The 26,823-nt window shown below is 51.2% G+C and carries 22 protein-coding genes; 6 read left to right on the plus strand and 16 right to left on the minus strand.

Annotated features, from left to right (window positions below; translation table 11 throughout):
• Window positions 1-245 precede the first annotated feature (245 nt).
• Complete coding sequence (locus tag AC1RVX_RS19115) at window positions 246-1,109, plus strand: AAA family ATPase (protein WP_493218187.1); 864 nt, start codon at window positions 246-248, stop codon at window positions 1,107-1,109.
• Window positions 1,110-1,292: 183 nt separating this feature from the next.
• Here AC1RVX_RS19115 and acs read toward each other — a convergent pair whose 3' ends face one another.
• A complete protein-coding gene (gene acs / locus AC1RVX_RS19120; RefSeq protein ID WP_493218188.1) occupies window positions 1,293-3,287 on the minus strand; it encodes an acetate--CoA ligase in 1,995 nt (664 codons plus the stop codon).
• A gap of 364 nt (window positions 3,288-3,651) precedes the next feature.
• Here acs and AC1RVX_RS19125 point away from each other — a divergent pair, with 364 nt between their 5' ends.
• From AC1RVX_RS19125 to murI, 3 genes are all read left to right on the plus strand, one after another.
• Window positions 3,652-4,251, plus strand: a complete 600-nt coding sequence (locus AC1RVX_RS19125) for a YqhA family protein (RefSeq protein WP_493218189.1) — start codon at window positions 3,652-3,654, stop codon at window positions 4,249-4,251.
• 70 nt (window positions 4,252-4,321) lie between these two features.
• The gene (locus AC1RVX_RS19130; protein WP_493218190.1) at window positions 4,322-5,842 is read left to right on the plus strand and encodes a fumarate hydratase; all 1,521 of its coding nucleotides are present in this window, start codon (window positions 4,322-4,324) and stop codon (window positions 5,840-5,842) included.
• A gap of 57 nt (window positions 5,843-5,899) precedes the next feature.
• A complete protein-coding gene (gene murI, locus AC1RVX_RS19135) occupies window positions 5,900-6,760 on the plus strand; it encodes a glutamate racemase (protein ID WP_493218191.1) in 861 nt (286 codons plus the stop codon).
• A 24-nt stretch (window positions 6,761-6,784) separates the two neighbouring features.
• Here the strand turns inward: murI and AC1RVX_RS19140 are convergent, their stop codons facing one another.
• From AC1RVX_RS19140 to AC1RVX_RS19160, 5 genes are all read right to left on the minus strand, one after another.
• Window positions 6,785-7,132, minus strand: coding sequence for a hypothetical protein (locus AC1RVX_RS19140; protein ID WP_493218192.1), 348 nt, complete (start codon window positions 7,130-7,132; stop codon window positions 6,785-6,787).
• Window positions 7,133-7,151: 19 nt separating this feature from the next.
• Window positions 7,152-7,667 carry a hypothetical protein gene (locus AC1RVX_RS19145; protein WP_493218193.1) on the minus strand — a complete coding sequence of 172 codons (516 nt, stop codon included), beginning with the start codon at window positions 7,665-7,667 and terminating at the stop codon, window positions 7,152-7,154.
• Window positions 7,668-7,769: 102 nt separating this feature from the next.
• A complete protein-coding gene (locus AC1RVX_RS19150) occupies window positions 7,770-8,243 on the minus strand; it encodes a hypothetical protein (protein WP_493218194.1) in 474 nt (157 codons plus the stop codon).
• A gap of 59 nt (window positions 8,244-8,302) precedes the next feature.
• Complete coding sequence (locus tag AC1RVX_RS19155; RefSeq protein WP_493218195.1) at window positions 8,303-9,496, minus strand: amino acid aminotransferase; 1,194 nt, start codon at window positions 9,494-9,496, stop codon at window positions 8,303-8,305.
• A 232-nt stretch (window positions 9,497-9,728) separates the two neighbouring features.
• A complete protein-coding gene (locus AC1RVX_RS19160; RefSeq protein ID WP_493218196.1) occupies window positions 9,729-13,001 on the minus strand; it encodes an amidohydrolase family protein in 3,273 nt (1,090 codons plus the stop codon).
• Between the two features lie 228 nt (window positions 13,002-13,229).
• On the opposite strand from AC1RVX_RS19160, the gene AC1RVX_RS19165 reads away from it, so the two are divergent.
• On the plus strand, window positions 13,230-17,150 hold the full coding sequence (locus AC1RVX_RS19165) for an ATP-binding protein (RefSeq protein ID WP_493218197.1): 3,921 nt from the start codon (window positions 13,230-13,232) through the stop codon (window positions 17,148-17,150).
• Between the two features lie 14 nt (window positions 17,151-17,164).
• On the opposite strand, the gene AC1RVX_RS19170 is transcribed toward AC1RVX_RS19165, so the two are convergent.
• Both AC1RVX_RS19170 and AC1RVX_RS19175 read right to left on the minus strand, forming a co-directional pair.
• Window positions 17,165-18,316 carry a CaiB/BaiF CoA transferase family protein gene (locus AC1RVX_RS19170; RefSeq protein ID WP_493218198.1) on the minus strand — a complete coding sequence of 384 codons (1,152 nt, stop codon included), beginning with the start codon at window positions 18,314-18,316 and terminating at the stop codon, window positions 17,165-17,167.
• Between the two features lie 37 nt (window positions 18,317-18,353).
• A complete protein-coding gene (locus AC1RVX_RS19175; protein WP_493218199.1) occupies window positions 18,354-19,496 on the minus strand; it encodes an acyl-CoA dehydrogenase family protein in 1,143 nt (380 codons plus the stop codon).
• A gap of 155 nt (window positions 19,497-19,651) precedes the next feature.
• Between AC1RVX_RS19175 and AC1RVX_RS19180 the strand changes: the two genes are divergently transcribed.
• Entirely contained in the window at window positions 19,652-20,299 is a 648-nt protein-coding gene (locus AC1RVX_RS19180; RefSeq protein WP_493218200.1) for a TetR/AcrR family transcriptional regulator, read from the plus strand.
• A 31-nt stretch (window positions 20,300-20,330) separates the two neighbouring features.
• Here AC1RVX_RS19180 and AC1RVX_RS19185 read toward each other — a convergent pair whose 3' ends face one another.
• The 8 genes from AC1RVX_RS19185 to AC1RVX_RS19220 all read right to left on the minus strand — a co-directional run bounded on the left by AC1RVX_RS19185 (window position 20,331) and on the right by AC1RVX_RS19220 (window position 26,823).
• Window positions 20,331-20,672 (minus strand): hypothetical protein, encoded by a 342-nt coding sequence (locus AC1RVX_RS19185; RefSeq protein WP_493218201.1) that lies wholly within the window; start codon window positions 20,670-20,672, stop codon window positions 20,331-20,333.
• A gap of 221 nt (window positions 20,673-20,893) precedes the next feature.
• On the minus strand, window positions 20,894-22,192 hold the full coding sequence (locus AC1RVX_RS19190; RefSeq protein WP_493218202.1) for an FAD-dependent oxidoreductase: 1,299 nt from the start codon (window positions 22,190-22,192) through the stop codon (window positions 20,894-20,896).
• The gene (locus tag AC1RVX_RS19195) at window positions 22,189-22,458 is read right to left on the minus strand and encodes a 2Fe-2S iron-sulfur cluster-binding protein (protein ID WP_493218203.1); all 270 of its coding nucleotides are present in this window, start codon (window positions 22,456-22,458) and stop codon (window positions 22,189-22,191) included. The genes AC1RVX_RS19190 and AC1RVX_RS19195 overlap by 4 nt, the downstream gene beginning before the upstream one ends.
• Window positions 22,451-23,584 carry an NAD(P)/FAD-dependent oxidoreductase gene (locus AC1RVX_RS19200; RefSeq protein ID WP_493218204.1) on the minus strand — a complete coding sequence of 378 codons (1,134 nt, stop codon included), beginning with the start codon at window positions 23,582-23,584 and terminating at the stop codon, window positions 22,451-22,453. The genes AC1RVX_RS19195 and AC1RVX_RS19200 overlap by 8 nt, the downstream gene beginning before the upstream one ends.
• Window position 23,585: 1 nt before the next feature.
• Entirely contained in the window at window positions 23,586-24,482 is an 897-nt protein-coding gene (locus tag AC1RVX_RS19205; protein WP_493218205.1) for a dihydrodipicolinate synthase family protein, read from the minus strand.
• Between the two features lie 342 nt (window positions 24,483-24,824).
• Window positions 24,825-25,427 carry a HupE/UreJ family protein gene (locus AC1RVX_RS19210; protein WP_493218206.1) on the minus strand — a complete coding sequence of 201 codons (603 nt, stop codon included), beginning with the start codon at window positions 25,425-25,427 and terminating at the stop codon, window positions 24,825-24,827.
• Between the two features lie 31 nt (window positions 25,428-25,458).
• Window positions 25,459-26,103 carry an urease accessory protein UreG gene (gene ureG / locus AC1RVX_RS19215; RefSeq protein WP_493218207.1) on the minus strand — a complete coding sequence of 215 codons (645 nt, stop codon included), beginning with the start codon at window positions 26,101-26,103 and terminating at the stop codon, window positions 25,459-25,461.
• Between the two features lie 39 nt (window positions 26,104-26,142).
• On the minus strand, window positions 26,143-26,823 hold the full coding sequence (locus AC1RVX_RS19220) for an urease accessory protein UreF (protein WP_493218208.1): 681 nt from the start codon (window positions 26,821-26,823) through the stop codon (window positions 26,143-26,145).

The following is a 26,823-nucleotide window of genomic DNA, read 5'->3' on the forward strand; positions in this document are numbered from 1 at the left end:
AACATGCCGCCCATCATCTACAGAAAGATGAAAATGCAGCATTTGCACAATTCCACATGAAATTCTTTATGCGCATTTAGCATTTTCATCGCGATTGCTTTCGCAAAAAAAGAACAGGCGTTCACAAGATTGCAAATTCTGGCTTATACTCTTCAATCAGTTTCGTCGACGCAATGCATGTTATTCATGCTTGGCCACCTGCGTGGTTTTGCGTAAGTCCTATTTATAAAATCCGGGTACAAACCATGACGCAAGCCCCAAATAATTTACGTTTTGATGGTGCCGACAATTATGTCGCCACCGATGACCTTAAACTGGCCGTGAATGCAGCCTTAAGCCTGCAACGCCCGCTGTTGATCAAGGGCGAGCCCGGTACCGGCAAAACCATGCTGGCCGAAGAGGTTGCTGCCGCCCTCAACATGCCACTGATGCAATGGCACATCAAGTCCACCACCAAAGCTCAACAGGGTCTGTATGAATATGATGCTGTCTCACGCCTGCGCGATTCGCAACTCGGTGACGAAAGGGTCAAGGACATCCACAATTACATCGTCAAGGGGGTATTGTGGCAGGCATTTACCACCGATGAACCGGTGGTATTGCTGATCGATGAAATCGACAAGGCCGACATCGAATTCCCAAATGATTTGCTGCGTGAGCTGGATCGCATGGAATTTTATGTCTATGAAACCCGCGAAATGGTCAGGGCCAAACATCGCCCACTGGTCATCATCACATCGAACAATGAGAAAGAATTGCCGGACGCTTTCTTGCGCCGCTGCTTTTTCCACTACATCAAGTTTCCAGACAAGGAAACCATGCAGAAAATCGTCGACGTGCATTTCCCGAAACTGAAATCAGATTTGCTGGCACAGGCCCTGCAGACTTTTTATGAAATCCGCGATGTTGCCGGCTTGAAGAAAAAACCATCCACTTCAGAATTCATAGACTGGCTAAAACTTTTATTGGCCGAAGACATTCCACTGGAAGCCATGCGCAGCAAAGATAACAAGGCTATCGTTCCGCCCCTGCACGGAGCCCTGCTAAAAAATGAGCAAGATGTACATCTGTTCGAACGCCTGGTATTCATGTCACGTACCAACCGCTAGCCTGTATCCTGACATGTTGATCTGGTCAATCTGCTAGCATCGTTGAATAAAAAATGGCACTGCCATATCCTTGGATATGCAGTGCCTTTTTAATATTACCGGTATTTATACCAATGCTTCGTCTATGCGATTGCTGTCAGTATTTTTTCACACTTCATCTTGCTCACAATGATCTCAGGGCGATTACTGCGCCTGTTTCAATTGTTCCAGAATGGCCGGGTTCTCCAGCGTAGAGATATCCTGAGTAATTTCCTCGCCCTTGGCCAACACGCGCAATAAACGGCGCATGATTTTGCCAGACCGCGTTTTCGGTAGATTATCACCAAAACGAATTTCTTTGGGTTTGGCAATTGGTCCAATTTCTTTCGCCACCCAGTTGCGCAATTCCGTTGCTATTTGTTTGGCCTCATCACCAGTAGGACGAGCACGTTTCAAAACAACGAAAGCGCAAATGGCTTCACCTGTTGTTTCATCTGGTTTACCGACCACCGCAGCTTCAGCAACCAGCGGATTGGCAACCAGTGCCGATTCAATTTCCATGGTGCCCATGCGGTGTCCAGATACATTGAGCACATCGTCAATACGGCCAGTAATGGTAAAGTAACCAGTATCCTTATTGCGGATAGCGCCGTCACCCGCCAGATAAACCTTGCCACCAAACTCTTCAGGGAAATAGCTTTTCTTAAAACGCTCAGGGTCGCCCCATATGGTGCGTATCATTGATGGCCATGGACGTTTTACCACCAGAATACCGCCCTGCCCGTTTGGTAGATCATGGCCAGTTTCATCCACAATGGCTGCCATGATGCCAGGTAAAGGCAAGGTGCAGGAACCTGGCACCAGCGGTGTTGCGCCTGGCAATGGCGTCATCATGTGACCGCCAGTTTCTGTCTGCCAGAAAGTATCGACGACAGGGCAATTACCACGACCAATATTATTGTAGTACCACATCCAGGCTTCTGGATTGATAGGCTCGCCGACGGATCCCAGCAGACGCAGCGAAGACAGGTCAAATTTATTCGGATGAATATTAGCATCGCCATCTGCCGCCTTGATCAGGGAACGAATAGCTGTCGGCGCAGTATAGAAAATAGTTGCCTTGTGTTTCTCTATCATGCTCCAGAAACGTCCAGCATTCGGGAAGGTGGGAATACCTTCAAATACGATTTCAGTTGCGCCAACTGCCAGCGGACCATAGGTAATGTAGGTGTGGCCAGTGACCCAGCCTATATCGGCGGTACACCAGAACACATCAGCCGGCTTGATGTCAAAGGTCCACTTCATCGTCAAAATAGCCCACAGCAAATAACCGCCAGATGAATGCTGTACGCCTTTTGGCTTGCCAGTAGACCCGGAGGTATAAAGGATGAACAAAGGATGTTCGGCGCTGACCCATTCAGGTTCGCAGACTGCCGATTGGGTGGCAACCAGTTCATGCATCCACAAATCGCGCCCGGCTACGACATTGATGTTGCCGCCGGTACGTTTGTAAATAACTACATTCTTTACTTTTTCGCAATCACCCAGCCCCAGTGCCTCGTCCACAATGGCCTTGAGTGGCAAATGCTTGCCTCCCCGCACCTGTTCATCAGCAGTAATAACGGCAACCGCGCCCACGTCTACAATACGCTCCTGTAGCGATTTGGCAGAAAAACCACCAAATACAACAGAATGCGTAGCACCTATACGTGCGCAGGCCTGCATGGCAACCACACCTTCTACCGACATAGGCATATAAATAACGACGCGATCGCCCTTCGCAATACCCAATGATTTCAGGCCATTGGCAAACTGGCAGACCTTTTGATGAAGCTCTTTGTAGGTGACCTTGGTCACTTCGCCGCCATCAGCTTCAAATATCACTGCTACTTTGTCAGCATTGCCATTTTGCAGATTCACATCCAGGCAATTGTAAGAAACATTCAACAAGCCATCTTCAAACCATTTGTACAAAGGCGCATTCGATTCGTCGAGTGTGGTTTGGAAAGGTTTGTGCCAGTGCAGATTTTCACGTGCAAGACGAGCCCAGAAGCCTTCGTAGTCCTGTTCGGCTTCCTTACACAGTACATTGTAAGCATCCATCCCCGAAATGGCGGCGTTGGCCACAAAAGCAGCGGGTGGATAGAAAATGCGTGATTCGGATTTGACTTCGTGTTGAGCAGCATTGAGGTCAGACATTTGTATCTCCAACTTGTTATAGTTTGATTGAAATCATCACTTCTGTTAAGCATGGCAAAATTTTTATCGGTCGACAAAAATTTTTACACAATTTGGTAACCCATTCAGCATTCAGTATAGACGCCAGTACAGGTGCCATGCATAAAGTAGTTTTACAGGCAAACCTTAAACTTGGAGACTTACTCAAGCCTTACGGTTGTTTTTATGGAAAATGATACCACAAAGATACCATTCAATCACCACTACATAACTGATCATTTCAGTTGCTCCACACGAGCCTTGCCGGGCCATGTAAAATGTCGTTTTGCCTTAAATCAGGTGTCCACTGAGTCGCCGCCTCAGCCTCGTCAAGCAGATTGCAAACATGTCAAAACCGGAATCTCCAGTTAAATTAACCCCTCTCGCCAATTTGATTTTTTTCAGCCGCTGGCTACAACTCCCACTTTATCTGGGATTGATATTGGCGCAATGCGTGTATGTATTTCACTTTTGGGTTGAACTGGTTGATTTGATCGGTGCCGCAATGGGTAATGAAGCTGCGCTGAAACATATCGTCGATGCCGTTGCTACCGGCAGTGTCAAACCGACCAAACTGACTGAAACGACTATCATGCTGGTGGTGCTGGGGCTGATTGATGTTGTCATGATTTCCAACCTGCTGATCATGGTCATTATTGGTGGCTATGAAACCTTTGTATCCCGCCTGGGACTGGATGGTCATCCCGATCAACCTGAATGGCTGTCGCACGTAAATGCATCCGTGCTGAAGGTTAAACTTGCCATGGCAATCATCGGTATTTCGTCTATCCATTTGCTAAAAACCTTCATTAATGCGGGCAATTATGAACCTCATGTAGTGCTGTCGCAAACTGGCATACACCTGGTGTTTTTGCTTTCAGCCCTGGCCATTGCCCATTGCGACCGGATCATGACCCAAACTGCGCAAGTAGCCAGTAAGCATTGAAGTACACAATATTGCGCGCGTCCATATTTAGACACATACAGTTTTCCTTCACCTAGCCAAGAGCCATATCATGACAGTCATCAAGCAAGACGATCTGATCGAATCCGTAGCAGCAGCGCTGCAGTACATCAGTTATTATCATCCAGCCGACTATATCGCCCACCTGGCGCGCGCCTATGAGGCAGAACAAAGCCCAGCCGCCAAGGATGCGATTGCACAAATCCTTACCAACTCGCGCATGTGCGCCGAAGGCCATCGTCCTATCTGCCAGGACACCGGCATCGTGAATGTCTTCCTGAAAATTGGTATGAGCGTGCGTTTTGAAGGTTTCAGCGGCTCCATTATCGATGCCGTGAATGAAGGCGTACGTCGTGGTTACAATGATCCGGACAACAAGCTGCGTGCCTCTATCGTCGCCGACCCGCACTTCGAGCGTAAAAACACCAAGGACAATACACCTGCCGTGGTGCATATGGAACTGGTTCCTGGCGACACGGTAGATGTCAAAGTCGCAGCCAAAGGCGGCGGTTCAGAAAACAAAACCAAGTTTGTCATGTTGAATCCTTCTGATTCGCTGATTGACTGGGTCATGAAAACCGTACCGACCATGGGTGCAGGCTGGTGTCCTCCTGGCATGCTGGGCATAGGTATAGGCGGTACCGCCGAGAAAGCCATGCTGATGGCGAAAGAGTCCTTGATGGATGATATCGACATGTATGAGCTCAAGCAACGTGGTCCGCAAAACAAGACTGAAGAATTGCGTATAGAACTGTGCGACAAGATCAATGCGCTAGGCATAGGTGCACAAGGCCTGGGTGGTTTGACGACAGTACTCGACGTCAAGATCAATATGTACCCTACCCATGCCGCATCCAAACCTGTTGCCATGATCCCTAACTGCGCGGCAACCCGTCATGCGCATTTTGTGCTGGATGGTTCTGGCCCCAGCTACATAGAACCGCCAAAACTGTCTGACTGGCCAGATGTAAGCTGGGCACCTGATACAGAAAAGTCCAAACGCGTAGATCTGAACACGCTGACCAAGGAAGAAGTGGCCTCTTGGAAACCAGGACAGACTTTGCTGTTGAACGGCAAAATGCTGACTGGCCGTGATGCCGCCCACAAGCGCATCCAGGACATGCTGGCCAAAGGTGAGCAATTGCCCGTCGATTTCACCAACCGCTTAATTTATTACGTGGGCCCGGTTGATCCGGTGCGCGATGAAGCAGTTGGCCCGGCTGGCCCGACAACAGCAACGCGCATGGATAAATTCACCGACATGATGCTGGAAAAAACTGGCTTGATTTCCATGATCGGCAAAGCAGAACGCGGCCCGGTCGCCATCGAATCCATACGCAAACACCAGTCAGCCTACCTGATGGCAGTCGGTGGCGCAGCTTACCTGGTATCAAAAGCAATCAAATCAGCCACCGTGGTTGGCTTTGCCGACCTGGGTATGGAAGCCATCTATGAGTTTGATGTCGTTGATATGCCAGTGACAGTTGCCGTTGATTCCACGGGCACATCTGTCCACAATACCGGCCCTAGAGAATGGCAGGCTAAAATCGGTATTATCCCAGTCAGCGCTTGAGTCATAACAAGTAACTGAGCAAGAAACTAAGCAAACACCTGACATGAACAACCCTATATGACACACGAAATATCTGCGCCTGTAGGGGTGTTTGATTCGGGAATTGGTGGTTTGTCGGTTTTACGGCACATACAGCAGGCATTGCCAAATGAATCCCTGTTGTATGTTGCAGATTCCGGTTTTGCGCCTTATGGTGACAAATCTGCCGCCCTGATACTCGAACGCAGTATCGCTGTAACAGAATTTTTACTCAGTCAACATATCAAAGCCCTGGTGATAGCCTGTAACACGGCAACAGCTACAGCCATTGCCCATTTGCGCCAACACTATCCCGAGCTGATCATCGTCGGCATGGAGCCAGGTCTGAAACCCGCAGCGCTTCTCAGCCAGACTAAAACTGTCGGCGTTCTGGCTACACGTTCCACTCTGAACAGCGAAAAATACAAGCATCTGCGCTCGCAGTTGGGCACAGAAACCGGGGTTGAATTCATTTCGCAGGCGTGCGTCGGTCTGGTTGATCTGATTGAAAATCAGCTTGAAAATCAGATTGAAAAAGTGAATAGTGGCACAGAGCAGATACGCAGTCTGCTGAAACGATACCTGACACCCTTGCTGGATGCCAATGTAGATACCCTGGTGCTGGGCTGCACGCATTATCCCCTTGTCGCCGACCTCATACATGAACTTGTAGTGCAGCACGTCACCAGCAGCAGGCCGGTTCAATTGGTGGATACAGGCCAGGCAGTTACCCTGCAATTAAAACGTCTGCTAGTGCAGCAAGGGCTGGACATGAACACTGAAGTAAGACCTGCTTTTGCAGCCTACTCAACTGGTAATATTGAACGATTGCAGCGGGCCTGCACACAGTGGCTGGATATCGCACCCGAAAATGTCAGCAAGGCGGTATTCGACGCCTGATCTGAAGCCTGCCTCCCAAAAAACTTACTGATTCATCACAGGTACCGGCAACACCAGATTTGTCGCTTTGGAAATGGCACTCCACAGCACACCAACAACGGCATTCCAGACCTTTTCTACGGTCACCATCAACAGGCCACGCAAGGTCTTTGCAAAACTCAGGGCCATGTCTTCCAGCCCGTCAAGGAAAAATTGTTGTGTTGCCGGGGTAATCTGTTTGGTCAATATGCCGGTGCTGACCAATTCCGCCTGTTGAGCAATGGCCTGTAATTGTTGCTGGGTGAAACCACGCAAGGTAGTCACATCAGTTTGTAAAACACCCGTGGCCGCTGCCTGCATATCAGCGACGAGTTGATCAAGATCCAGGGCCATATTGCTCTTCCTTTTTGTATTAACGCTGCAAGAAATTTTCGTAAGTGATGGCCTGATCCAGATAGATCACAGCCTGGCCTTTGAATGCCAGTGCCTCGTAGGCAGTCACGCCTTGCTGGCGATCGGTGTCACGCATTTTACTCAAGGTATCCGAGACTTTCTTGATTGCATAAGCACTGGGTGGTGTACTGTCGTCATCGACCATGCCTGCACTGCCGCGCTTGTCAAGCGCGCGATTAATAGCATCGGTGACCTTGTTTTTTGGCATGGGGCGGGCACCGGCCTGTAAACTCAACGCGTCCAGGCGACCTATGAGGGAATTATATTGATCTGCCCGACTGGTAAAGCTGTTTTTATCCGTACCATTTGATGCGCTGGCAAACAGGATCATGGCATCCGTATTGACCGCCGCCAATCCATCAACCACAGTCTTGTCATAGGCAGGTGCCAATTGTGTAGCGCAGGCGGCCAACATCATGCACATACCCACCAGCCATAATCGCGTCAATAACAAGATGTTTGCAGTCCGCTTCATGGCTCTCCGCATTTTATGGTGTTAAAAACTTTATCTTAACATCATGAAATGCAATTTCAACCAAAATACTTATAACACCAGACGATTTTGAGACTATTGTGTTTATGGTTTGAAAGAAGCGGCAATATGCTTAGTGGCTTCGCCATATTTTTCACGATTGCTGCTGGCATAAGTCCATTGAAACAGACTGCACCACTTTCCATCGGTAATCAGTTTTTCGTAAAAAATCTGTTGGGCTTTGGTACCCGAAACAACAGCAAAATTTTTGCCCTTGGCATGATAGCTAATCTGTCTGGCATCCTCGACTTGATTTTTCTTTGCTTTTGCCAGAAATTCTGCAGGCGTGGTGTCCCATCCATCTGTGCAGGCACTTGCATAGACCCTTAGTTCGGCATCCTGCTTTGCTGATAAAAACACTTGACCATCGCCATTGTCAGCCTCACCTTGCGGCTGCAAATAATCAGGGTAGTCAATCGCATACCCGTAGCGGTGATTGACATAGGTGTTATAGACAGTGTCTGCGCTTGCAGAAAAGCTCAGACAGGCAAACAGGCAAACGATGGGATGTAGTCGCATAATATTCAAAGATGGCCCCCATCCCCATTTCCGTACGGAAAATGAGAGCCAGCAAATGTTTAAGCCAGCACCGCAGCAATAGCGCTTGCCGTTGCTTCAACGTTACCAGTATTCAAACCAGCAACACACATACGACCAGAACGCACCAGATAGACGCCAAACTCTTCTTTCAGGCGATCGCATTGGTCCGCCGTCAAGCCGGTGTAGCTGAACATGCCACGCTGGGTCAGGAAATAACTAAAGTCACGGCCAGGCAATTTAGCACTGAGTACATCATGCAATTTGCGACGCATGAGCTGGATACGGTCGCGCATGGCAACCACTTCAGCTTCCCACATTGGGCGCAGTTCAGGATCACTCAGAACACGCGCCACCAGCTGGCCACCATGCAAAGGAGGGTTGGAATAATTGCGGCGTATGGTTGCCTTCAATTGTCCCAATACATTGACGGCCTGTGCCGCGTCTGGACAAACCACGCTCAGAGCGCCACAGCGTTCACCGTACAGGCTCATGCTCTTGGAGAAAGAATTGGCGACGAAGAAACTCAAACCTTCATCTGCCAACAAGCGCACGGCATAGGCATCTTCTTCGATGCCGTCGCCGTAACCTTGATACGCCAGATCCAGGAAAGGAATCAGCTCACGCTCTTTCAGCACCGGCACCAGTTGTTGCCACTGTGCTTTGGTCAAATCGACACCAGTAGGGTTGTGGCAGCAGGCATGCAACAAAACGACACTTTTTTTCGCTGCACCTTTCAGTGCTTCCAGCATGGCGTCAAAACGCAGTCCACCTGTCGCTGCATCGTAGTAGGGGTAAGTTTTAACTGTCAGGCCACAACCTTCGAATACGGCACGGTGATTATCCCAGGTTGGGTCGCTGACCAGCATGGTTGTTTCTGGGAAATAACGCTTGATGAAATCGCCACCGACCTTCAAGCCGCCACTGGAACCGACGGATTGTATCGTCACTACGCGGCCAGCCTTGACCGCCGCGTTGTCGGCACCGAACAGCAAATGCTGGACTGCCGTACGGAAATTAGCCGCACCTTCCATTGGCAAATAAGGGCGGGCTCCTGCTTCTGCCACCACCTTGTGCTCTGCCGCACGGACAGATGGCAGCATAGGAATCTTGCCAGCATCATCAAAATAAATACCGATGGACAAATTGATCTTGTTAGGACGAGGGTCTTTGCCAAACGCCTCGTTCAGGGACAAGATGGGATCGCCAGGATAGGCTTCGACGTGCTGAAACATGATAAAACTCCAGATGGTTGGACATAAGATCAAAGCTACATTGATTGTATTTTTATTAAAATCAAATACAAAGCGATGTGCGTCATACCTCTATTGTGACACAAGCCGCCTTCCGCTTAGGATACAGCTACCCCTTCACGGCAATGAAAACTGTATTATCCTGATTGAAATCACCCCAAAAATGCTGCTACCAGCCATGCATAGCAGCATTAATTTCCATGCAACAATAAAATCAATGTCCGTGCGAGTGCTCCTCTGCTTCTACTGGCATGTCAGCACCGTTTTTGCCTTCAAAAAAGAAAGGCCTGCGGGTTTTAGGTGTTTTTCCAACTTCATTCATGGTCGCCGATTCATACAAACGGCCATTCAGCATCACATGGCTGACACGGTCTGAAACACGGATGTCTTTCAACACGTCACCATCAATGATCATCAGGTCTGCCAGCTTACCAGTTTCCAGCGAACCGATATCCTTGTCCAAGCCCAGATAACGTGCTCCATTCATGGTGCCGCTACGTATCGCTTCCATTGGTGTCATGCCGCCCTTGACCAAAGTCCACAGCTCCCAATGGGCAGCCAAGCCTTCACGCTGGCCATGGGCACCCAGATTTACCGTGACACCGGCACGCTGCAAGGAGGTTGCCGTTTCTGCGACTCTGAAGACATTAAAGTCTTCTTCAGGGGCGGTTTCGCGTCTGACGCTACGCGGTTCGAGGACAGATTTGGGAACATACCTGGTCAATAAAGGATGTTTCCATACATCCGTGCGAGCATACCAGTAATGCTCGCCATCCAGACCTCCATAGGCAACCCCAAGTGTAGGCGTGTAACCAACCTGGGTTTGTGACCATAACTGCCTGACATCGTCATACACTTTCTCGACTGGCAAAGCATGTTCAACGCCGGTATGGCCATCCACCACCATGGTCATATTAGTCTGGAATAATGAACCACCTTCAGGCACCACCATCATTTGTGTCTGACGCGCTGCTTCCAGAATTTGCTGGCGCTGCTCGCGCCGTGGTTGGTTATAACTCTTGACCGAAATTGCTCCGGCTGCCTTGAGGCGTTTCAGGTGCGTCAAGGCATCATCCAGATTATTGACAATGGCAGCGAAGTTACCCTTGGCACCGTACAGTATGGTGCCGGTCGAGTAGATGCGTGGCCCCAATACCTGTCCCGCTTTTTGCAATTCACTCTGGGTAAAGATTTCGCCGGTATCGTTGGAAGGATCATGAATGGTGGTGACGCCAAACGCCAGCGATGCAAAATTTACCCAGCTTTGCTGAGGAATAATGCCATTTTCCCCCATGCTGCCATGCCAGTGCACGTCAACCAGTCCTGGCAATATGGTCTTACCTTTTGCGTCAATTTGTATAGCACCGTCTGGTATGGCGATATCGCTGGCCTTGCCTACATTGACTATGCGGTTATCCTTGACGACGATGCGGCCATCTTCAATGACTTCATCCCCTTTCATGGTGACTATCCGGGCACCAGAAATCACAGTCAAGCCGGCAGGCTTGTCTGCCTGTTGACGGAAACCTATCTTAATGCCCTGCTCAACAGGTTTAGGTAATTCGGCAGATGCGCCTGGCACAAATGCAAACGCATCTTTCAATTCACGACTGAATAATTCATCGCCCAAAGAAAAATGTATGCGTTTGCTGTCGCCTGACCAGTGCAAATACTGCCCTGCGTTCACATCCAGCTGTTTTACCGGCAAGGCATCCATCTTCTGCCCTATAGTGACGGCCTTGCCAGCCAGCGGTAATGGCACGACATAGGCGTGATAACGCTCACCAAATGCCAGCCATTCACCATCTGGTGAAATCGCAAATTCGCCAGCGAATTCGCTTTTTGCCACCGGCTGTTCAGGTTTGCCATCCAGTGGCAGGCGTATCAGCGAAGTAGTCCAGTCAACCTCACCCGTATATTGGGTACGGGTTACATACACGGCTTCGCCATCCTTACCAAACTGAGGCGCACTGCCCTCTTCAGTCAGCAGACGTGGCTCGGATTTGCCATCAACATTTGCCAGATAGACCCCGGTATCCATTCCAAACCAGGGCGTCGTCAGGAAACCTCCCTTGGCTTTGACGTAAGTTACTTGCTTACCATCCGGTGAAAAACGCGCCTGCATGTATTTGCCCGGGGCCTTGGTGACCACGGCTTCTTTACCACTGGCAAGATCGACCACTCTGACTGAGCCCAGTTTTTCGTCATTCCAGCTACTGAATACCACCGATTTGCCATCGCGTGAAAAACTGGGGAAGAATTCAAAATGGGTGTTTTGCCTGGTCAGGCGGCGCGGCGTTCCATTTGGCAAGTCTTTTACGTAGATATGTCCCAGCGCCGAATACACGACCTTATCACCCTGCGGTGCCACGTTCACCCAGCGCAACTGGTGCACGTCAAACTGATCGGGAGCCACTTCATGCGAGAAGCGCAAGGCATCGCGGACTTCTCTGGTATCTTTCACATGGAAAGGAATTTCTACCGCCTTGCGGGAGAATGGATCAAGACGCCAGATTTTGCCTTTAGCCCAGACCACGATTTCCTTGCTATCAGGCATCCAGGCAAATGCCGGATAAACGCCCTGTATGGCCCAGGCTTCCTGCATGTCACGTTCCAGTTCTGGCCAGGCAGCCGCCTCTTCACCTGTCTGCAAATTTTTCAGGAATAAGGTGGACTGGTTACGGACACGGCGTACAAATGCCAGGTATTTGCCATCAGGTGATGGAACCGGCCGTACCGCGCCACCAGGGCCGCTGACCAGCGCCTTGACCTTGCCATCCTGCATGTCACGCCGGAAAATCTGGTAAATCTGCCCATTGGAATTTTTATTGTATTCAAAGGAAATCCCAGGCGTTGTGTCCTGCGAATAATAGACATAGCGACCGTCAGGCGAAAATGCCGGTTCACCCAGGTCTTTTTGCCAGTTTGGTTTTTCATTCAACTGTACGCCAGTACCACCGCTTTGATGGTACAGCCAGATTTCGCCTGACCCCAGTGAACGTGTACCCGTATAGTGCTTGCGAGCCGCGATATATTGGCCGTTGGGATGCCAGACCGGGTTATTCAAGAGACGAAAGTCTTCCTTGCTGACGGCATGGGCATTGGTACCATCAACATTCATGACCCAGATATTGTCACCACCACCCGCATCAGACATATAGGCGATCTGCTTGCCATCAGGTGAAAAACGGGCCTGCATTTCCCAGGCCATGGAGTGGGTCAATGCCCTGGCTTCACCACCGGCGATTGGCAGCGTGTACAAATCACCCAGCAGATCAAAAACCAGTTGTTTGCCGTCTGGGCTGACGTCCACACTCATCCAGGTGCCACTGCGGGTGTCAATATTGACTGTTTTGCTTTCGCCGGGGGGATGATTGACATCCCATTTCTTTTTCTCTGCATCCGGCTTGCTGGCTGGTTCTGCCGCCAATGCCGGCAAACACAGCATGACAGCGCATGCCACAGGCAATAGTCGTGAAACACACATACAATTTCCCCCTCGTTGGTTTTTATTTGGTTTTGTAGATAGTCAATAATATATTCAAAGAATATTAGCCAGACTATTTCAGATGCGTCCTCAGGTAAAAAGTTCCCTGTGACAAGCATGCCACCATGCAGCATCACGTGCCAACATCTTGAATTACAACAAAGCAGCAAGCTATACACCGTCAAATCGACTGGCATCAGGTATGATTTGAGCAATTGCATCTTGTCCATGACCATGAATCTATTTGCGCTAGAGGACGAAGTAACACAGCTTGCCGCCAGGCTGACTTCCGCACATGGCCTGGAAAAATTCATGGCGCAATTGAGTCTGGCCTGGTATTTACGGCAAAGGGATAGCAGACGCGCATCCGGGCTTGCCGCAGAAGTATTGGCAGAATTGGCTGAACTTGATGCCCCAGAAACCCTGCGCAGGCAATTTCATGCGCGCCTGTGCCTGATCAGGGCGGAAATTGCTGCCCTGTCCGGCAACCTGACCGCTGCCGAACACTTGCTGGCCGACGGCATAGCCGTTTTCACAGATCTCAACGACGTAACTGGTATGGGTGATGCCTGCCTGACCGATGCTGCACTGGCATTGGAACAGGGTGATGCCGGGCGTGAAGCGCAGGCCTGCAATAATGCCATTACCTGGTACACCCGGGCTCATGACCAGCTCAGGTTATCCGTCGCAGAATCATGGGCCATCTATGAACTGGCATTTTATGACCCCATGGCAGCATCAGTCAGGCATACTGCTTTTGACAGGCAATATCAGCATCAGTCTCACCCGGCAGTTGCAGCACACCTGGCAGCAGCCTTGGGGGTGATTCAAGGAAGGCGCGAACCGGCGCGGGCATCAGTCTATTATCTGCAAGCAAGCGAACTGGCACGTCAGGCAGGCATGATACGGCTGGCCATCATTTCTGCTGGTAACTCAGGCGAATCAATGCAGGCTGTGGGGGATCTGGAAGGTGCTGCTGGTGTCTTTGACTGGGCTGCAGAGCGCGCCCATGAGACCGAATGGCCTGCCCTGGTCGGCTATGCCATGTCGCATCTGGGTAGTCTGCTGCGACAATTGGGGCAACTGGAACGCAGTCAAAAGACGCTGGAAGAGGCACTCAACGGTTTCTCGCATGCACCAGGGGGCATCAATAAAGCCATCGTCCATGCGGAACTGGCAGAATGCCTGCTACTCCAGGGTAAAACAGAAAAAGCCATACTGTCCTTTAGTGAAGCTATTGCCCTATTTCGTGCCGCCCATTCCATGGACGACTTGCCACAGGCGCTGATACGCTATGCACGGGCACTGTCCATCGCTGGTCAGGCCACCGCCGCCCTGGATGCCGTAGAAGAAGCGCGAAATCTTATTCACCTGCACCAGTTCACTGCGCTGGGTGTAACGCTAAACCAGACGCTGGCAGAAATTCATGCTCGCCACGTAGTGAACCAGCCGGAAAACATGGATGCGCCAAATGCCACCATTTATTACCTGGAAGAGTCACTGCAGACCGGCAAACTGACTGAAGGTTGGCAAGCCAGTACAGAATTGCTGATGGCATTAAGCAATGCATGGTCGGATATTGGCGATACCAGCAAGGCACTAGTATATGCAAAAATGGCCGTTGCAGCAGAACAGCAGGAAAGTAAAAAGCAAGCCAACAACCGCACTGCCATGGCACAGGTCCGGCATGAAACAGAGCTGATACGGGCAGAAGCCGAACAGCATAGGCTGGTTGCTGCATCAGAAGCCCGCCGGGCAGCTACTTTGCAAGAGGCGGGAGCCACTCTGGAACGGCTTGGTAAAATCGGACAACAAATCACCTCCAATCTGGAACCGGAAGCTGTCTTTGAAGCTATTCATCATCATTTAAGAGATTTGCTCGATGCCACCACTTTCGTCATCTATCTGCTGTCGGAAGATGGCAATACCCTGACCCAGGCCTTTGGCATAGAAGAAAATCTGCCACATCCCCATCATGAAGTTGCCGTCAACGATGAGCGTGCCTTTAGCGCCCGCTGTGTACGTGAAAGGCGTGAAATCAGACTGGAACTGCAAGCTGAAAATGAATTCCCTGTCGTGCTCGATACGCTGCAGACGCTCAGTCTGTTGTTTGCTCCACTGAGTATCAATGAACGTATCCTTGGTGTGATGACCATACAAACTCCACGCGAACATGCTTATGGTGAAAGAGAATGTCTGGTGTTTCGCACCTTGTGTGCCTATGGTGCCATTGCGCTCGACAATGCCAATGCTTATCGTGAATTACGGCTAACACAACAGCAACTGGAAGCCGCCAGTATCACTGAAAGGCAGGCGCGAAAAAAAGCCGAAGACGCCACACGACTGAAGAGTGAATTCCTGGCCAACATGAGTCATGAAATCCGCACCCCTATGAATGCTGTCATTGGCCTCGCCCACCTGGCCTTGCAGACCAGACTGACGCCCAAACAATATGATTACGTCAGCAAGATACATCACGCCGGCGAATCGCTACTTGGCATCATCAATGACATTCTGGATTTTTCCAAGATAGAAGCAGGCATGCTGGATGTCGAGTGCATACCGTTTTCCATAGAAGAAGTGCTGACCGGCATATCAACCGTCACCAGCCAAAAGGCAGCGGAAAAACAGGTCAACTATCTGGTTCACGTTGATCACGATGTGCCTGCAAGCCTGCTCGGTGACCCTTTGCGCCTGGGACAAGTATTGATTAATCTGGTGAATAACGCAGTCAAATTTACCCCGCCTGGTGGCACAATCAATATGCATGTGCATAGTTTACCATCGCATGCACATGCACCTGCCACTTCACTGCTACGTTTTTCAGTCAGCGACACTGGCATAGGCATGTCGACAGAACAGCAGCAAACCCTGTTCCAGCCCTTTACCCAGGCGGATGGTTCAACCACCCGCAAATATGGCGGCACCGGCCTAGGCTTATCCATTTCTCGTCGGTTGGTGGAACTGATGGGTGGAAACATTAGCGTCCACAGTGTCGAAAACCAGGGCGCTACCTTTGTCTTTGAACTGACTTTCGATGTGGATGCAAATCCAGTCAACAAGCAACATCAAGCAAGCAGTTTATCTGAGCAACATGCAAAGCACCGGCCAGCAAAGCCATCACAAAACCATGCTGGTCACCGCGTCTTGCTGGCAGAAGACAATCCCGTCAACCAACAGATAGCACTGGAACTGTTGAGCATGGTCGGCATCACTGCTGAGGTTGCCGAAAATGGCATGGAAGCAGTTCGCATGGCTCTTGCCTCTGATCCAGGTTATTACGCCATGATTTTTATGGATTTGCAGATGCCCGTCATGGATGGGCATGAAGCCGCGGCCTTGATACGCAAAGAAGCCCGAATTAACGATACTCCCATCATTGCCCTGACTGCCCACGCAGTTGGTGATATTCGCGAACGCTGCATACGCGACGGTATGCAGGATTACCTGACCAAACCTGTGCAACCAGAAGCCCTGTTCAGGATAGTGTCACACTGGATCAAAGACAGCCCGGAACAGACCGGGCAGATAAACGTAGCTTTGGCAGCACCCCAGGATGAAACTGAGATCATCTTGCCGTACTTTACTCAACTGGATGCCAGACAGGGCTTGCATTATATGGGCGGACGTCAGGATTTTTACCTGACCATGTTGCACCGCTTTCAACAAAGTCAGGCAGACACCCTGTCTGAACTACAACGGCTGTTAAGCGATAACGATAATAAAAATGCGGAAAGATTAAGCCATACTCTGAAAGGCCTGGCCGGTAGCATAGGTGCAGTAGAATTGCAAAAAATCGCAGCGGAGATGGAACTTGCCCTATCCGATGGAAAAGACCGGGAATTAATTTTTACCTTGCAAGAACGGCTGCAGCAATCACTGAATGCCGTCCTCGACGAATTGGCGGCGCAATTACCGGATAGTTTACCCAGACCGGCAGAAGCAGCATTCAGTGAAGCTGAGGCAAGAAAATTGCTATCAGATTTACATCATTTGTTGCTGGCATCTGACGCCGATGCACAGACCCTGTTTGATGAACACCAGAATGCCATTGCCAGCCAGCTAAGTAACGACAGCATGACGCAGCTCAGGCATTTCATGCATCAGTTTGAATTTGAGGCAGCAGCCGGGGTTATCGCTCAACAATGATTACGGGCGGCACGTTAAATCACTTTGCGCTCTTTCAAACTGCTGATTCGATCTTCAGCAATACCCCAGTCATGCAAAATAGCTGCGCTATGCTGTCCTGCTGATGCGGGTGGGAAACCCAGTTCCGGGCTGGTACGGCTGAACCGGGGTGCGGGTGCTGGCTGGGTGACGCCATCCACATTCACAAAATTGCCCCTTGCCTGATTATGCGGATGTGCGGGTGCTTCTGCCATGTCCAGAACCGGAGCAAAGCAGATATCCGTCCCTTCCATCAAATCACACCATTCCTGCCTTGTCCTTGTTTTGAACAGGGCGGCACATTTTGCTTTTAATTCCGTCCACTTGCTGGCATCCATCTGCGCATCAAATGCAGTATCTGTGATGCCAGTGCGTTGCAACAACAGGGCGTAAAACTGTGGTTCAATCGAAGCAATTGAGATGTATTTTCCATCAGCACAGGTGTAGGTATCATAAAAATGCGCTCCACCATCCAGCATATTGGCACCACGCTGGTCGCTCCAGGCACCAAAGGCACGGAAGCCGTATATCATGGCCCCCAGCAAGGCGGAACCATCAACCATGGCAGCATCAACAACCTGCCCCTTGCCAGAATTGCGCGCCTCCAATGCGGCGCAGACCACTCCAAATGCCAGCATCATGGCACCACCACCAAAATCCCCCACCAGGTTCAGTGGTGGCACGGGTGGCGTATCCGCTCTGCCCATGGCGTGCAACATGCCAGTGAGGGCGATGTAGTTCAAATCATGCCCTGCCGCCTGAGCCAATGGGCCATCCTGCCCCCAACCGGTAATGCGTCCATATACCAGCCTTGGATTGGCTTGCATGCATGGTTCCGGTCCCAGGCCCAGTCTTTCCATGACGCCGGGACGAAAACCTTCCAGCAAAATATCTGCCTGCCCCTGCAATTCCAGCACCAGTTCCCGCGCTTCTTCCTGCTTCAAATCCAGCGCCAGCGAACGTCTGCCACGTGCCATGACATCGTATTTACTTCCCAGCATGGGGAAAGGATTATTACCACCAGCCGCCATTTTGCGGTCTATGCGTATGACGTCCGCGCCCATGTCGGCCAGCATCATGGCAGCAAACGGACAAGGGCCCAGACCCACCATTTCAATGACGCGTATTCCTGCTAAAGGTCCAGCCATGTTTCATCCTTCATCTATGATTCTGATCTGTGCTTGTCTACAGATTGCGCGCAATAATTTCTTTCATGATTTCATTGGCACCGCCGTAGATGCGCTGCACCCTGGCATCCACATACATTTGCGCTATGGGATATTCCATCATATAACCATAGCCACCAAACAATTGCAGGCACTGGTCAATGACCTTGCATTGCAAGTCGGATATCCAGTATTTCGCCATGGAGGCCAATTCGGTATCCATACGTCCTTCCATCATATCGACTATACAACGGTCAATGAAGGTACGGGCAATGGTTGCCTCGGTCTTGATTTCAGCCAGCACAAAGCGGGTGTTCTGCATATCTATCAGGGCCTGGCCAAAGGCCTTGCGTTCACGCGTATGCTCTATGGTCAGGCGCAACGCCCGCTCTATGGCAGCGACACCGGCCACACCCAGTATCGTGCGTTCATACGGCAATTCTGTCATCAACTGGCTAAAGCCCTTGCCTTCCACACCACCCAGTACACGATCAACTGGCACATGTACGTCGTCAAAAAACAGTTCACAGGTATCCTGGCCTTTTTGTCCTATTTTTTCCAGTATGCGACCGACCCGGTAACCAAGGCAATCTTTGGTCTCGACCAGAATCAGCGAAATACCTTTGGCACCAGCATCTGGGTCCGTCTTGGTAACGACCACCACCAGATCAGCCAGGTAACCATTGGAAATAAAAGTCTTGGAACCATTGATGACGTAGCCATCGTCCTGGCGCAGGGCACTGGTGCGTATGCCCTTCAGGTCAGAACCGGCACCTGGCTCTGACATGGCAATGGCAGCCACCATCTCACCACTTGCCAACTTGGGCAGATAATGGTGTTTTTGTTCTTCTGTACCCTGATTCAAAATATAATGCGCAACGATGGCATGCACATGAATACCCAAAGCCATGTCGCCAGCGTAGGTCAGTTCTTCAAAAACGATGGCCTGATGGGCGAAGGTGCCGCCTGAACCGCCATATTCTTCAGGTATATCTGCCAGCAATATGCCCATAGCGCCAGCCTTGTTCCAGACATCGCGATCTACATGTTGCTGTTTTTTCCAGCGCTCCTGATGCGGGATGACTTCAGCATCCACAAAACGATGCACGGCATCACGAAAGCTGTCCAGTTCAGGCGTCATCCAGCAGGGTTGGGTTTGCATATCGTCTCCATCTATTATGGTTAGCTTGCTTGTCAATTGGCTTTTATGTTTTAGTTTAAATTGCCGCAAGTCTGCTTTAAGGTTACCATCTTCGCCAGCCATTAGATCCGTGATTTTTTAGAAGATTATCCCCATTCGCCATGCCCGATAAAGTGATGACTACCGCCCCAGCGACTGGTGACACAACACAACAAGACAAGCCGCCCACCAGAAAGCGTGGTCGACCAGTATTGGATGAATCAGAGAGCATACGGCAAGAACTGATCAAACAGTCAGCCCTTCTGTTCCGTAAGCAAGGCTATGACAACACCACTGTGCGCGACATTGCCGCAGCGGTCGGCATACAGTCTGGCAGCTGGTTTTATCACTTCAAGACCAAGCAGGATATTCTGGTAGCGGTGATGGAACAGGGCATGCAAAGATCATTGCAGGAAATTGAACAACTGAACCTGGCCGATTTGCCACCACGCCTGGCCTTTCAGCGCCTGGTGGAAGTGCACCTGAATACCCTGCTGGCACCAGATCATGATTTCATTGCCGTCTTGCTATATGAATGGCGTTCGCTGGATAAGCCTGCCCGTGCCATGATCATTGCCCTCAAGGACAGGTATGAAGCCGTGTGGGAACAGGTCATCGCCGCCCTGCATGCCTCGGGCGACTGGGCCATGCCTACACCGTTGGACAAATTGCTGATGTTTGGCACACTGAACTGGACGGCCCAATGGTATCGCCGTGGCAGAGGAATCAGCATAGAGGAACTGGCTGCGCAGTCCGTACAATTCATCCTGCGTACCAAGGCATGACAAACAAAGATGCATACCTCAAAAAAACATCTTACTCAGGATTGCGTTTTGAAAACAGTGCCACCAAACCGACGATCAGTAAGATGGGGAATAATAGTGGCAACAGCGCCAGGGCGATAGAGCCGAGGACGACGGCAAAGATGAAGAACAATAAAATGCCAACACCTGCCAGCACCACTCCCGTCAGGCCCAAGGCAAACAATACGGCAAGTGCACCTATCCCGCAGGCAAGAACGAATCCAAAAAAGCCGCCGACCACACCCATCTCATGACCACTGACATGCATGTTCATGTCGCTGAATGAACCTATACTGATGAAAGCCAGCAACATAAGGAAAAACAGGATCAGCGCGGTGCGTTTGTTGGAAGTCATGATGTGCCTCTCGTCAATGTGGGTTGGGCTTTTCAGGGCCAGTTCTGTGTATCGATGCAGCCATCTTAGACACAACAATCCTCACCTGCCACGTGCTTGCGACAGAATGCATAAATCACGGATCAAGCAGTCGATTTGAAGGAAAATTTGCTGAAAAGAAAAAAACCAAAGCAGGTTTTCAAGCTGCTTTGGTTTAAATTACTGCTGCCACCATCGAATGGTCAGGGTGCTTCCTCGCCAGCGCTGATCGCCCCTAACGCTGCAAGCGTTGCTACTTTTACCGGAAAGACCGGCTGCCGCATGCCAGGCGCTTGCCAGCCAAACAAAAATTGACAGGCTGCGCCACAAATGCGCCCCTGGCAAGCACCCATGCCGGCCCGGGTCATCAGCTTGGCGCTACGCCAGTCGCCATGCTCAGCCAATTGCTGGGAGCTAACATCTTCACAACGGCAAACCAAGGTGTCGGGCTGACATAGGTGACGCCATTCTTCATCCGCGGCAAAGCTGCTATTGAGCAGACGGGCAAATGCCCGGGCCTGATCGCGCACCGCAAGTGCATCGGCGCTGATAGTCTGGTCAGTGGCTGCCAGGCCAGCAATGTGTCCTTCTGCCAGGGCTTTATCGACGCCACCTATGCCGCAGGCTTCACCGGCGGCCCAGATTGCTGGCTGACTGCTGGCCTGATGTGCATCTACCTGAATACTGCCGTCGTGAACTTCACACGCCAGCAAACTGCCAAGCTCAAGGTTGGGCAGCAACCCAAAACCACAGGCCAGAAAATCGCAGGGTATGTCCAATATCTTGCCGCCATGTTGCAGGCTGACATGGCTTAACTGATGTTCACCGCTGGCCTTGATAACTCTGGCATCATGCCGATAAGCAATTTGTTTCAGATGCCAGAACAATTTCACAGCCTGCAAAAACTTGCCGCGATGATGGCGTAGCAAGTACAGGAAAAAGCGCATCAATTCACCAGTGCCGCGATGTTCTGCGATGGTCAGCACCATAGCCCCTGCCCGCCTTGCTGTATCGGCCACTGCCAGCAACAAAGGGCCGCTGCCAGCAATCACCACGCGCTTACCCTCTACGGGCATACCACCTTTGATCATGGCTTGCAGCCCACCCGCCCCGGTGACGCCGGGCAATGTCCAGCCAGGGAAAGGTAGCAATAGCTCGCGTGCTCCAGTACAGAGTATGAGTTTTTCCCAGTGTATTTTTTGCGCGCCATGGGCAGTTTCCAGCAAAAATTCCCGTTCACTGGTCCTGGCCACGATACGCGCGCCATATACCATACGCAGATTGGGGCGCTGGCACAGCTTTTCCCAGAGTACCTGTGCACGGCCATCAGGCCACTTCTCTGAGCCACCTCGCCAGATCTGGCCACCTGGTGCAGGATTTTCATCAATGATGGTCACCGTGCCGACCTGTGCAGTAGCTGCCAATGCGGCCGCCAAGCCAGCTGGCCCAGCCCCGATAATCAACACGTCAGTAGAAAAAGGCAAGATTGTAGCAATCATCATTGACCACCATATTCTGTATCGATGACCATGCCTGGGCGACAATATTCCTGGCAGGCCAGATGATGTGGCTGACCGTTGATGCTGACCCGGCACTCCTGGCAGATGCCCATGCCACATACAGCAAAGCGTGGCTGGCCAGATACCGATACATGAGTCTGTAGATGCTGGTATTGCATTAATGCAGCAGCCACCGTCATGTCGCTGCGGCTGTTAACCGGCTGGCCATTGATCCATATTTTTGTCTGTACGTCGGTTTTTTCAGGCATATTTGACACCCTGCTCAGGGAAAAAACGTGAAGGCAGATAGGTGGCAGCATCAATCTTGCCAGGACGTCCGGCAATCTGGTCGGCCAGTATCTGTGCCGTCGCCAATGCCGTCGTCACACCCAGGCCTTCGTGCCCTGCTGCAATCCAGATGCCGGGCAACAATGGATGCGGCCCTATGATAGGTTGCCCGTCGGGCGAGGCTGGTCGCATGCCAGCCCAGGCACGAATAATCTGCATATCTGCCAGACAGGGTAATAGTTGCATGGCTGCCTGCAACACTGCACCCAGAGCGCGCGGATCGATGCTGGTATCGGTCTGATGATCCTGACGGCAAGAACCCAGCAACCATTGCCCGGTTGGGCGCGGCTGTATATTCGCAGCGACAGCCAGGGCATCGGCAGTCACCGCCGCCTGGCCATAATTCATGCTGACTATCTGGTGCGACAGGCGTCCGGGATAACGGTCGGTAATGGCGAGATGCCCTTTGCGACCGAACACGGCAATCTCTGGCAATAGTCTGGCTACATCCAGACCAGCGGCAATGACGATTACATCCGCCACCAACCTGCTGCCATCTTCCAGTTTCAGGCTGGCTGCATGCACGCTGCTGACACGCTGACCCAGTAACAGTTGCCCGCCCTGCTTGCGTAATTGTTGCGCCATAAAATAGGCGATTTGCGGTGAATAAACCACACTGTCACCAACCACCCTGACACCACCGGCCAAACCGGGGCGCAAGGCTGGTTCAAGTTTTTGCACCTGGTCACCAGTCAGTGCATCTGCCTGCCAGTCACGTGCATTCAGCGTGGCGGCCCTGTGCTGTGCTTCTGCCAGTTGCTCCTCATTCTCGGCCACCCACAAGGTGCCGCTGGGGCTGGGTTCGCCAACGCCAGGAAACTCGGCAAAAAAATCCCGCCACAAACGCAAAGACAAGAGACACAGGTCGAGTTCCTGACTGGATTCATCCAGCGCCACCAAATGCCCCATGCCAGCCGCCGTTACACCACAACCGGGTGTAGCAGCGTCAATCAAGCCTACTTGAAAACCATCTTGCTGCAATTTAAGCGCGCAGGCACTACCGACTATGCCCGCTCCTACCACCAGCGCTCTTGGCTTCATACTCATATTAGTCAAACACAGGCAATACCGGGCGGCTTGCCAGGGCTGCGTTGACTATCTGCTCAACACGCGCACGCATGGCACCGGCCAGTGGCAAACGCGGTGCACGTACTCTGTCGTTGGAATCTATCACCAGGGCTTCTACCAGTTTGATGTTTTGCACCAGGTAGGTAGACACATCCAGATCCAGCAAGGGGCGGAACCAGCGATAGATATCCAGCGCCTCGGCATAACGACCAGCCTGTATCAGGCGATAAATTGCTACTGTTTCATGCGGAAAAGCCACCACCAGCCCGGCTACCCAGCCTTTGGCACCGGCAGTCAATGCTTCAAATGCGAGATTGTCCACGCCAGTGAACAAGTCATAGCGATTACCCAGGCGGTTGATGATCTCAGTAGTGCGGCGAATATCGTCCGATGATTCCTTGACCGCTACAAAGCGTGCATCGTCTGCCAGTTCTTCCAGCATGTCCGTGGTCACATCGACGCGATAAGCCAGGCGGTTGGAGTAAATCATGATGGGCAAATCACCCGCAGCAGCAATGCTACGCAGTGTGGCGACGGTTTCACAATGATTGGTGTGATAAATGGTGCTTGGCACGACCATCAAGCCGTCGGCACCAGCTTTGGCAGCTTTTTCGGCCAGGACACAGGCATCGCGCGTCGCCGCTTCAGCCACGGTCAGGATAGCGGGTTTGTTGCCTGTGACTTGTTTAGTCAGCTTCAATACATCAATGCGCTCTGCATGCGATAACAGCGGACCTTCTCCCAAAGAACCGCAGGCAATCAGGCCGTCGCAACCAGCGTCCATCAGATAACGGAAACAACGTTCCATCTCTGTGAAATCCAGGCTATCGTCGCTATTAAATTTTGTCGTTACTGCGGGAATGACACCTTGCCACATGGTATTTGCCTTGCTTTCTCCGGCGAAGACCGGTTAATTTTGGAAATCAGTCAAAGGAAATTTGCGCTGACAGTGTGCTGGAAATCTGGCCGAAGAAATCGATCACGGCAAAAATGAATCCCCACTTGAAACAATTTGAAGCAATTCAGTAGCTGTCAGGCTTAAACATGAGAAAGTGTAAGTCTGCCAGAAGCGGCAGTCTTGATGTTTGTACGCGTTTTGGAAGACGAAATCGGCATAGTCGCAAATGCAGTAGCGACCAGTGTGGGGAAGATCGTAAATCAGGCAAGGATGACATGGCCATCCTTGCTCTTTTTTCAGAACAAAGATTGAGAACCTGAATCAGCTCATTGAAGCAAAAAAGTAAACCCCAGCAATGGCAATACCTGCACCAGCAATACGCGATAACTGGCTTGTCATCCATTGTTGTGCCGTCTTACCTGCCATCCAGCCCACGGCATGAATCAAAGCAGTAGCCAGTACAAAGCCGCTGCAATATTGCAATGCCAATGCGTTTGCCGGCATTTCCTGCCCATGTGCATAGCCATGGGCCACCGCAAATACAGATACCAGGGCCACACCTGCACCGACAGGCAATTTAACTGCAAAGCTGATCAGCAAGCCCAGCGCCACGACAGAAGCAGCAACACCATGTTCTACACCCGGCAGCGCGACACCAGCCAAAGCAAGCACGCCACCAGTGCTCATCATCAAAGGAAAACTGGCCGGTATCAGCCAGGCACGTGCCTGTTTTTGCTGCGCCGCCCAGATACCTATCGCCAGCATGGCCAGCAAATGATCGAACCCGGTGAATGGATGCAGAAAACCATCCAGCAAGGCATTCATCGTATGCAGCACACTGTCATGCGCCGACGCGGGCAATGTGGTCATTACAAGAACCAGTGCGGCGATCATGCCGAAGGATTTCGATTTGCTTGATTTCATGCGTTTCTCCAGCTTCCATCCAGAATAACAATTAGTTTTTGACTTCGTCCAGCATGCCTTGCTTGCGAATAAAGTTCACCACGGCTTCCAACCCGTCACCTGTACGCAGATTGGTAAATACAAAAGGCCGGTCACCACGCATGCGTTTGGCGTCTTGCGCCATGATGTCCAGATTGGCACCCACGTGTGGTGCCAGATCGGTTTTATTGATGATCAACAAGTCTGAACGGGTGATACCTGGCCCACCTTTGCGCGGTATTTTTTCGCCACCGGCCACGTCAATGACATAGATCGTCAGGTCAGACAATTCAGGACTGAAGGTGGCCGCCAGATTATCGCCGCCCGATTCCACCAATATCAAATCAAGATCAGGGAAATCTGCACTCATACGGGCAATCGCTTCCAGATTGATGGAGGCATCTTCACGTATGGCGGTGTGTGGGCAACCACCAGTTTCCACCCCCATTAAACGCTCAGCCGGCAAGGCATCTGCACGCAGCAGGATTTCCATGTCCTCCTTGGTGTAGATATCATTGGTGATGACCGCCATTTCATACTGGTCACGCATGCTTTTGCACAGCATTTCGCACAATGCGGTTTTACCGGAACCGACCGGGCCGCCTATACCTACACGCAAAGGGTTTGGTTCTGAGGATGTATGTGTTTGGGTGTTCATTTTTTTCCAGTTTTAATTTTTATGATCGATCTTGTGCGATTAGGAGCGATACAGACGGCTGTATTGCACCTCATGCTGCATGGACAGCAAAGACAGCCCCGGTGCCCAGTTCGACAATTGATCGTCTTCCAGTTCTTGTGCCAGCCTTGCTGCCTTTTCCAGTTCGGGCCGCAGCGACAGCAGCAAACGCTGCCCTGCTACTTGGCCGAGTGGAATGGATTTGACGCCGACCAGCACCTGATTTTCTGCCCATGAAAACAGCATGCCCAGCAAGACCGATTCTGGCGGCACCTGCAAGGCAATGGCAGCAGCGGCCATGGCCGTGGGCAAAGGCGATTCATTTTGCGCCAGCAACATCGCCAATAAATCGGCATCTGCAATCTTCAAATCATTCACCAGCTTGCCCAGCGAATAGCCCATTTGTATGCTCTCTGCCCTGAATTCTGCCGTGTCCCTTGCAGCGATAAACAAGCTGGTCCAGTGCGATACTGCCGCCAGATCCCTGTCAGCAAAAGCCTGCAACAAGCGCCACAATACCGGTGCTTCAAAACGGGCCACTACTTCATGCAGGGAATTGATAATCCATTCCCTGGCTGTGGCTTCATTGCGCACCAGACCTTTTTCTATCGCTGCTTCCATCCCCTGCGAATAGCTATAGGCACCAATGGGCAAAGACGGGCTGGCCAGTTGCAACAAATGGAGTAAGGCAGCAGACTGCAT

The sequence above is a fragment of the Undibacterium sp. GW821-FHT11B02 genome (assembly GCF_058808955.1).